The organism is uncultured Sphingomonas sp. (assembly GCF_937859915.1).
In the GTDB taxonomy this organism is placed as follows: Bacteria; Pseudomonadota; Alphaproteobacteria; order Sphingomonadales; family Sphingomonadaceae; genus Solisphingomonas.
Map to the genome: position 1 here is coordinate 1 of NZ_CALMAW010000110.1, position 6,570 is coordinate 6,570.

The following is a 6,570-nucleotide window of genomic DNA, read 5'->3' on the forward strand; positions in this document are numbered from 1 at the left end:
AACCGCTGGCCTCTGCAGTGCGATTGCAGCGCTCTCCCATCTGAGCTACAGCCCCGCACCCGCCGGTAACGCTCCTGTAGCGACGCCGGGATACGCTGGCAACGCGCAAAATCATCGCTGGCAGCGGCGCCGCGGCGCACCGCAGCCTGTCGCGATGATCACCCTACCGGGCGCAGTCCGCGCCGTCGGCCGCCGCCGCATCGGAACAGGTCGCCCCCGTTCGCCGTTCTTGCACCGATCCCCGGGCGATAGCGATACGCGCACGACACCGGGCGACACAGCAATGCCAGGAGAAAGGAGCTTTCTGTCATGGGCTACGAACGTAACGACCGCGGCTATGGCCGCGATGCAAACCGATCCGACAGCTTCCGCAACGACCGCTACGACCCGTACGCGCAGGATCGCGGCTTCTTCGAGCGCGCCGGCGACGAGGTCCGCTCGTGGTTCGGCGACGAGGAGGCGGAGCGTCGCCGCCGGTACGACGAGCAGTTCGACGATCGCTATGACCGGGACGCTGCACGCGGGTCGGCAGGGCAGACGTCGCCCTATGGCGCGGGCGGCTATGCCGGCCGGGATTATCCGCGGTACGACCGATCCAACGGTCCCGACCGCTACACGCCGGACCGCAGCGGCTATGCGTCGGCAGGCAATCGCTCGTTCGACGGACGCTCCGGCGCGCGTGGTCCGGGCGGGTACGGATCGGGTGGTGACCGGGACTGGCGCGACCGCGAATATAAATCGCTCTACGGCAACCGCGGGGCCAGCGAGCGGGACACGCGACCAGACGATCCGCACGGCTATCACAGCTGGCGCGAGCAGCAGATCAGCTCGTTCGATCGCGACTACGACGAATATCGCCGCGAGAATCATTCGCGTTTCGCCAGCGAATTCTCCGCATGGCGTGAAAACCGCCAGGCCCAGCGCCAGTCGCTGCAAAAAGCCCAGGAGCATCAGGAGGTGGTCGGCTCCGACGGGATCCATGTCGGCAAGATCGACCATATCCGAGGCGACCGGATCCTGCTGACCAAGACCGATCGCGACGCGGGCGGCCATCATCACTCGATCCCGTCGTTCTGGATCCAGTCGGTCGATGACAAGGTCCATCTCTCGAAGACGGCAGAGCAGGCGCAGCAGGCTTGGCGCGACGAAGAGACCAATCGCGGCCTGTTCGGCAATCGCGATCAGGACGATGCGAGCGACCGCGGCGCGGCCGATCTCAACCGGAGCTTTTCCGGCACCTACTGAGGGATTGCGATCCTTGTGGCGAAGGCCCGGCCGAAAGGTCGGGCCTCTTGCGTGCCGATCAGCGGCCGCAGAGCGCCATTCAGTCTTTCGCGAGCAGCCGGCGGCGGCGGACCACGACGAAGATCGCCGAGAGCCAGAGCTGCGCATCCTTGATCAGCGCACGCGATATCGCCTCTTCGGTACGCGCGATGCCCTCTTCGACAGCACCGTCGGCGTAGCCATGCTCTAGTTCATCAGCTCGGGCGAGGACATAGGACCGCATAGCCAGACGATAGCCGGCAAGCGTTAATGCTTTGTTGAAGAGGCCAACGATCGCGCGATCAATTCGCTGCGATCTCACCGATATACTGTGATCAGACCGCGAACAGCGTTACGTCGCGATAGCGCGCGTCGCTGGGATCAAATATGCGCTGCGGAACGAACGGCACCTCGGTGACCACCATGTCGCGCAAGCCGGACAGTTTGAACGTCCCGATCTTGAGCTCGCGCGGCGGCTGGCCATCGCGCGAGACCGTCACGGCATCGACGAACAGATCGTCGTGACGGGTGTAGAGGATGTGCGGGGATAGCCGCATCATCATCCGATTGTAGACCGCATCAACGCACATACGACGCGCGATCGCCTCGAACACGACCACGCGATTGGCATCGGTCAGATCCGCCGCGGGCGCGGCATCGGACGGCGGGGAGGAAGCATGTTGGTGCATTGCAGCATAGCGCCCTACAGCGATTGCGGTTCCGGCGATACCATTTTCCTGCGCCGAACCGTTCCGTTCCGACACGCAAGTCGCGCCCTCAGCCCGGCATCATCCGCTGCAGCTCGCGTTGCTTGTCCCACCATTGGTGCTTCAGGGCGCCGGCGACATGCAGCGTGAACAGCAAGTAGACCGCATAGGACAGCCAGACGTGCGCCGCGCCGAAGCCGTCGTGGATCCGATCGCGCACCGCCGGATCGAGATGCATCACCAGCGATATCCGCGGCCATTGGAACAGCCCGAACCACAACATCGGATGGGTGGCCGCGTCCTTATAGGCCGAGTCCATGATCCAACCGGTCAGCGGCATGGCGAAGATCAGCAGATAGAGCAGCGCGTGCGTGATGTGCGAGGCGGTCATTTCCCAGCGCTGGTAGCTGGTCGGCAGCGGCGGCGGTCGATGCGTCGCGCGCCACAGCAGCCGCATGATCGCGAGCCCGAGCACGGTGATGCCGATCGACTTGTGCATATCGATCGCCGGGCGAACCTGGGCGTCGGCAAGATGCGGCCAGATCCAGGCGAGCGCGACATTGGCGATGATGCCGATCGCGACCAGCCAATGCAGCGCGATCGCCGGACCAGTGTAGCGGGGCATCGACATCTCCTGCGAGCAATTCTCACAACGCGCTGGCCCTGGCCGGGGCGCGCGGCTAGGGCGAGCCATACCGCGTTAATCCCGGATTGCTAAGCACTTCGCATGACCTCGCTCGCCGAGACCTTCCGCCAACAATCGCCCCGCCTCGTCGCACGACGCGTGCCGCTGGTCAGCACGCTGATCACCGCGGGCGGCATTCTGCTGTTCGTGATGCTGATCGTGCAGGCATTTCTGCGCCAGGGAATCGGCGTGTGGTCGGTCGGCATCGCCTACATCCTGTACGACACCGCCCTGCTCGGCTTCACCGCCTGGCAGATCTGGCCGCTGCGCCGCGCTTTGCCGACGCTCGTCGCTCCCTCGTCCCACCCCACGCTCGGGGTTATCGTCGCCGCGCACAACGAAGCTGGGGTGCTGGGGGTCACCATCGACAGGCTCGCAGCCCAGCGCCACCCGCCCGAGCTCATTCTGATCGCGGACGACGGATCGAGCGACGACACGCCAGCCGCGCTCGCACGGCTTTACGGGCTCACTATGCCGCCACTTGGCGAGCTCAGCGCGCCCGCGCCCGGCCTGCCCACCTTGCGGTGGCTCAGGCTGCGGCACGGCGGCAAGGCGCGGGCGCTCAATGCCGCGATCCAGATCGTCGACACCGAGATCGTGCTGACGGTCGATGCCGACACCTTGCTCGAGCCGGAATCGATCGCGGCGATGCGCGATGCTTTCGCGCGCGAACCGGCGCTGGTCGCGGCGACCGGCGTGCTCGCGCCGATCTGCGGGCCGCATCTGCTGGGCCGGCTGTTCGCCTGGTTCCAGACCTATGAATATGTCCGCAACTTTCTGTCGCGCTACGCCTGGATGCGGCTCGACAGCCTGCTGCTGATCTCGGGCGCATTCGCCGAGTTCCGGCGCGAGGCGGTGATCGCGGTCGGCGGCTTCGATCCAGAAAGCATGGTCGAGGATTATGAGCTGATCCATAGGCTTCACCGTCACGCAACCGACGCCGAACTCGATTGGACGGTGCGCGTCGTCGGCGATGCGCTGGCGAGCACCGATGCGCCGGCAAGCCCGCTCGCCTTTCTGCGCCAGCGCCGGCGCTGGTTCGGCGGCTTCCTCCAGACGCAGCACTGGAACCGCGACATGGTCGGCAATCGCAGGTTCGGGTGGCTCGGCACCGCGATGCTGCCAGTCAAGGCGCTCGACACGCTCCAGCCGGTCTACGGCCTTGCCGCGTTCCTGATCCTGATCGGCGTCGTGGTCACCGGCCATTTTCGGTTGGTGCTGCCGATCCTGGTCATCATGCTCGCCAAGATCGCGATCGATCTCACCTTCCATCTCTGGTCGCTGGAGCTTTACACGCGCTGGACGGGGCAGCGCGAAGGCCTGGCGCTGGGGCCGGCGCTGATTGCCGCGATCGCCGAGCCGTTCAGCTTCCAGCTGCTGCGCCATGCCGGCGCGATCTGGGGCTGGATCGCATTCCTGACCGGCCGGGAAACCTGGGTCCGCCAGCGGCGCACGGCAATCGAAGCCACCGTTCAGCGATAGCGACAAGCGTCGGCTCGTCGCGCATCGTTCCGCGATCTAGCGGGAAAGCGATGAAAATCCGCCTTATCCTTTGATCGGAACCTCGCCTCGTGCGGAGCGTAGAACGAAGATCGAGGTGGACCGTCAATGTACGATATCGTGATCCGATACGAAGACGGTCATCGATCGACGCTGGACGACAGGGTCGGTGATCTGGGCGAGGCCTGCGCCTTCGTGCTCAAACTTGCAGACGAGCTTGGCGGCAAGGCGATCGGCGGTCATGCGCCGGCCAAATGGGTCGAAATCTACCGCGAGCAGCGCCTCGAAATATCGGTCTCCGTGGTGCGCGGAGGTCTGCTCAGACAGAAAGACGCATGACGATCTCGGCCCACGCATCGTCGGATTCGGGCAACGCGTGACTTTGCTGGATACGCGCTACGGTTAGCGCGTCATCGCCAAATTTGGCCCGCAGTGCCTCGACGATCACCTTGACCGAGTCAAAGTCATGGTCATGTTCATGGTCGCCGCTAGACGGATCAATATGAAGCAAATTCATCCTCGTAGGTCTCGCCATGCCTTCAGCCGGTGAACCGATACCCTCACGATATGATCCGTCTGGCCAGCAACTTTCTACGTAATTTAATTTAACGCCCGGCATCTGTCCACGCAATGTCGATCTCACGCGGACGATCCGAAACTCCTTTGTTTTGGATACGAAAGATTGTCACATTGATAGCCATGTACGACCTTGGGACCGCGCCGTTGGCGTCGGCGATGTCAAGCGGACAACCCGATTTTCAGGCGTGGTCTCCAATGCCGTCGTGGTTCATCCGGCGTGGACCCTGATCGACGACCGTCCTGACCGCGGTCGCAACAAATCGCCAGCAACTGGCGATCGCCGGGCGCGACGCGGGTCTGCGTGGGCCGGAAGCGTGTCGCAATGTGTTCGGGCTGCGTGGCGACATTGTCCTTCCTGGCCGATTTGGGATAATCTCGCCCCATGGCATTCGCGCCCGACGTCCTATCGTTCAAGACGACGCCGACGCCCGTCGGCCTGCTGACCCTGGTCGGCAGCGACTCGGGGCTTGCCGCGGTCCTGTGGGAGAATGACCGCCCCGACCGCGTGCCGATCGGTGCCACGGTCGAGGCGACGCATCATCCGCTGCTGTGCGAGGCGGAGCGGCAACTCGCCGCCTATTTCGCGGGTGCGCTGACGCTGTTCGACCTGCCGCTCGAGTTTCGCGGCACCGCGTTTCAGCAGGCGGTCTGGACGGCGCTGCTGACCATCCCGCTCGGGCAGACGCGCAGCTATGCCGAGATCGCCCGGCAGATCGGCCGCCCCGACGCCTGTCGCGCGGTCGGCGCGGCCAACGGTCGCAACCCGATCTCGATCATAGCGCCCTGCCACCGCGTCATCGGCGCGAGCGGCGGCTTGACGGGCTTTGCCGGCGGGCTTGCCGCCAAACAGTTTCTGCTGGCGCTCGAGCGCGGCCAGACGGCCGGCGAAACGTCGTGCGTATCCCGGCAGGGATCGCTGGCCTTCTAAATTTTGTCCGATGGCCGCCGGACGGGTAACCGAATCCGGTTCGCATCCGTATAGTAAGGTATGACCCAACAGCCCTCGTCTCCCGATCGTCGCCTTTTCCTCGGCCTCTGCGCGTCCGCCGCCGTAGCGGTCGTGGCCTGGCGGCTGTTCGACAGCGACGGCGCCGCCGCAATCGCCGCGACGCCCGCCGCGTTCAAGCTGAGCGATGCCGAATGGCACAAGCGGCTGTCGCCGGCCGCCTATGCGGTGCTGCGCCAGGCGTCGACCGAGCAGCCGTACAGCAGTCCGCTCAACAATGAGCATCGCCGCGGGACGTTCGCATGTGCCGGCTGCGCGCTGCCGCTGTTCGCAAGCGCAACCAAATTCGACAGCGGCACCGGCTGGCCGAGCTTCTACGATCATCTGCCTCGCGCGATCGGCGAGCGGTCCGATACCTCGATCGGCGAGGCCCGGACCGAGGTGCATTGCGCGCGCTGCGCCGGCCATCTCGGCCATGTCTTCGACGACGGCCCCAAGCCGACCGGTCTGCGCTATTGCATGAACGGCGTCGCGATGCGGTTCGTCGCCGCCTGATCAGCCTAGTCGCGAAGCGGCGCGTCGATCGCGCTGACATGGACGGCGGTGACCGGCCGTCCTTCGGAGTCGGTCACACGCACCTCAAGCTGGCGCCCGTCCCACACCAGCGCAGGTTCGTCACGAAGCAGCGCGCCGACATACATGATCGCCTGCACACGCGCTTCCGCCGCGCTGGGCAGTTCCTGCCCGTCCTCGTCGATCTCGCTGACATGGTCGTCGATATGGAAGAAGAAGCGCGGCATAGTCGACCCATTTCAGGCAGTTGCTAGCGGCTTCAATTTAGGGAAGCTCTGCGTAGGTGGGATTTTGGGTGGTGAGCGGCGGCAGTCACG

At 65.0% G+C, this 6,570-nt stretch carries 10 protein-coding genes; 5 read left to right on the top strand and 5 right to left on the bottom strand.

The window, feature by feature from the left end; all coding sequences use genetic code 11:
* Positions 1-309: 309 nt before the first annotated feature.
* Positions 310-1,245: a DUF2171 domain-containing protein gene (locus tag Q0326_RS14205; protein ID WP_298691611.1), complete on the top strand. Its 936-nt coding sequence runs from the start codon at positions 310-312 to the stop codon at positions 1,243-1,245.
* Positions 1,246-1,324: 79 nt separating this feature from the next.
* Here the strand turns inward: Q0326_RS14205 and Q0326_RS14210 are convergent, their stop codons facing one another.
* The 3 genes from Q0326_RS14210 to Q0326_RS14220 form a co-directional block, all read right to left on the bottom strand.
* Positions 1,325-1,585 (bottom strand): hypothetical protein, encoded by a 261-nt coding sequence (locus Q0326_RS14210; protein WP_298691613.1) that lies wholly within the window; start codon positions 1,583-1,585, stop codon positions 1,325-1,327.
* Between the two features lie 13 nt (positions 1,586-1,598).
* On the bottom strand, positions 1,599-1,853 hold the full coding sequence (locus Q0326_RS14215; RefSeq protein ID WP_298691630.1) for a hypothetical protein: 255 nt from the start codon (positions 1,851-1,853) through the stop codon (positions 1,599-1,601).
* 187 nt (positions 1,854-2,040) lie between these two features.
* Positions 2,041-2,595 carry a cytochrome b gene (locus tag Q0326_RS14220; RefSeq protein ID WP_298691615.1) on the bottom strand — a complete coding sequence of 185 codons (555 nt, stop codon included), beginning with the start codon at positions 2,593-2,595 and terminating at the stop codon, positions 2,041-2,043.
* A 102-nt stretch (positions 2,596-2,697) separates the two neighbouring features.
* Here Q0326_RS14220 and Q0326_RS14225 point away from each other — a divergent pair, with 102 nt between their 5' ends.
* Together Q0326_RS14225 and Q0326_RS14230 are read left to right on the top strand one after the other, a co-directional pair.
* Positions 2,698-4,137 (top strand): glycosyltransferase, encoded by a 1,440-nt coding sequence (locus Q0326_RS14225; RefSeq protein ID WP_298691617.1) that lies wholly within the window; start codon positions 2,698-2,700, stop codon positions 4,135-4,137.
* A 126-nt stretch (positions 4,138-4,263) separates the two neighbouring features.
* Positions 4,264-4,494 (top strand): hypothetical protein, encoded by a 231-nt coding sequence (locus Q0326_RS14230; protein ID WP_298691619.1) that lies wholly within the window; start codon positions 4,264-4,266, stop codon positions 4,492-4,494.
* On the opposite strand, the gene Q0326_RS14235 is transcribed toward Q0326_RS14230, so the two are convergent.
* Positions 4,475-4,666 (bottom strand): hypothetical protein, encoded by a 192-nt coding sequence (locus Q0326_RS14235; RefSeq protein WP_298691621.1) that lies wholly within the window; start codon positions 4,664-4,666, stop codon positions 4,475-4,477. The two genes, Q0326_RS14230 and Q0326_RS14235, sit on opposite strands and share 20 nt — an antisense overlap.
* A gap of 450 nt (positions 4,667-5,116) precedes the next feature.
* On the opposite strand from Q0326_RS14235, the gene Q0326_RS14240 reads away from it, so the two are divergent.
* Both Q0326_RS14240 and msrB read left to right on the top strand, forming a co-directional pair.
* Positions 5,117-5,662 (top strand): methylated-DNA--[protein]-cysteine S-methyltransferase, encoded by a 546-nt coding sequence (locus Q0326_RS14240; protein WP_298691623.1) that lies wholly within the window; start codon positions 5,117-5,119, stop codon positions 5,660-5,662.
* Between the two features lie 60 nt (positions 5,663-5,722).
* Positions 5,723-6,235, top strand: coding sequence for a peptide-methionine (R)-S-oxide reductase MsrB (msrB, locus tag Q0326_RS14245; RefSeq protein ID WP_298691626.1), 513 nt, complete (start codon positions 5,723-5,725; stop codon positions 6,233-6,235).
* Between the two features lie 5 nt (positions 6,236-6,240).
* Here the strand turns inward: msrB and Q0326_RS14250 are convergent, their stop codons facing one another.
* Positions 6,241-6,480 (bottom strand): hypothetical protein, encoded by a 240-nt coding sequence (locus Q0326_RS14250; protein WP_298691628.1) that lies wholly within the window; start codon positions 6,478-6,480, stop codon positions 6,241-6,243.
* Positions 6,481-6,570: the final 90 nt, after the last annotated feature.

Coding starts and splice junctions, on each gene's coding strand:
- Q0326_RS14215 (WP_298691630.1), bottom strand. CDS start 1,853: ATGTGCGTTGATGCGGTCTACAATCGGATGATGATGCGGCTATCCCCG.
- Q0326_RS14220 (WP_298691615.1), bottom strand. CDS start 2,595: ATGCCCCGCTACACTGGTCCGGCGATCGCGCTGCATTGGCTGGTCGCG.
- Q0326_RS14225 (WP_298691617.1), top strand. CDS start 2,698: ATGACCTCGCTCGCCGAGACCTTCCGCCAACAATCGCCCCGCCTCGTC.
- Q0326_RS14230 (WP_298691619.1), top strand. CDS start 4,264: ATGTACGATATCGTGATCCGATACGAAGACGGTCATCGATCGACGCTG.
- Q0326_RS14240 (WP_298691623.1), top strand. CDS start 5,117: ATGGCATTCGCGCCCGACGTCCTATCGTTCAAGACGACGCCGACGCCC.
- msrB (WP_298691626.1), top strand. CDS start 5,723: ATGACCCAACAGCCCTCGTCTCCCGATCGTCGCCTTTTCCTCGGCCTC.
- Q0326_RS14205 (WP_298691611.1), top strand. CDS start 310: ATGGGCTACGAACGTAACGACCGCGGCTATGGCCGCGATGCAAACCGA.
- Q0326_RS14250 (WP_298691628.1), bottom strand. CDS start 6,480: ATGCCGCGCTTCTTCTTCCATATCGACGACCATGTCAGCGAGATCGAC.